Source organism: Alcanivorax sp. HI0044, assembly GCF_001634945.1.
The window spans coordinates 1-1,147 of record NZ_LWEZ01000530.1; the positions used below are offsets into that span (position 1 = coordinate 1).

A 1,147-nucleotide genomic window follows, 5' to 3' on the forward strand; every position below is an offset into this window, starting at 1 on the left:
CTAAAACAAGCTAAATTATTGTTATAAAAAGAATAACAATAATTGGCACAGTCTCTGCAGTAACCCTGATGAGCCGAATTGGCGGTGCGTCACCTGCGCACACTGAACGAATTAGACTTGTTAAGAGGGTTGCACATGAAAAACGTATTTGGTCTGAAGAAAACCGTTCTGGCGGCATCAGTGATTGCTGCCAGCCTGGCCCCTGCCATTGCTGCGGCGGAAGTCAGCGGCACCCTGGGTGCATCCAGCCAGTACCTGTGGCGTGGTCAGCAGTTGACTGACGGCGCAGCGGTATACGGCAGTGTGGATTACGCCCACGCTTCCGGCCTGTACGCAGGCGCTTGGGCATCCTCTGAAACCGACGACACCGAGTATGACCTGTACGCGGGTTTTGGTGGCGAAGCCGGCGGCTTCAGCTATGACATCAGCTACATCGATTACAACTACACCTCCGGCGGCACCGGTGCCACTGATCCGGCTTCCAGTGCTGACTTCGAAGAAGTGCATGTGGGTGCAGGCTTTGCCGGCTTCAGCGCCGATGCCTTCATCGGGGTTGGCGAAGTAGGCCACGGCGACAACGCCGTAGACAACAAGGACAACTACTTCGCACTGGGCTACGGCTACGACAAATACGGTATTAGTGCAGGTTACTACGACTTCGATGGCGATCCGGAAGTCGATGGCACCCTGGCAGATTACACCCACGTGGATCTGAGCTACGCCGTCACCGACCAGTTCACCTTTACTGCGTCCAAAATCGTAGATCAGGAAGATGTTGCCGGCGAAGAGACCTGGGATGACGACGTCGTAATGAGCGTTTCCTACGAGTTCGCCCTGTAAGGCACAAGATCAAACACGCTCCTTCGGGCGACTGCGGTCGCCCACTGTTTACGCCGCAGGGCTCTCCCTGGTCCTCGCAAGCACGCAAGCAACCCTGCGGCGCTTTTTTCATTGACGCTACATGCCTCACGCTTCACGCAACACCCCTCACTTTTCTTTATCTCTTAATTGAAAAATACACCACCAGTGCATCATGGTCTGAAATTGGGGCCACCCCCTGGCTGCCATAGAGACTATCGTAACGACCCGCATTGCCACGACTCACCGCAACCTTGCTGACAGTGGTTTTCAATCCAGGTGACACCCA

General features: G+C 54.8%; 1 protein-coding gene. It reads left to right on the plus strand.

Features of this window, described 5'->3' with window-relative positions; translation table 11 throughout:
- The first annotated feature begins 135 nt into the window (after window positions 1-135).
- A complete protein-coding gene (locus A3730_RS06305) occupies window positions 136-840 on the plus strand; it encodes a TorF family putative porin (RefSeq protein WP_063519287.1) in 705 nt (234 codons plus the stop codon).
- The last annotated feature ends 307 nt before the right edge of the window (window positions 841-1,147 follow it).

Coding starts and splice junctions, on each gene's coding strand:
- A3730_RS06305 (WP_063519287.1), top strand. CDS start 136: ATGAAAAACGTATTTGGTCTGAAGAAAACCGTTCTGGCGGCATCAGTG.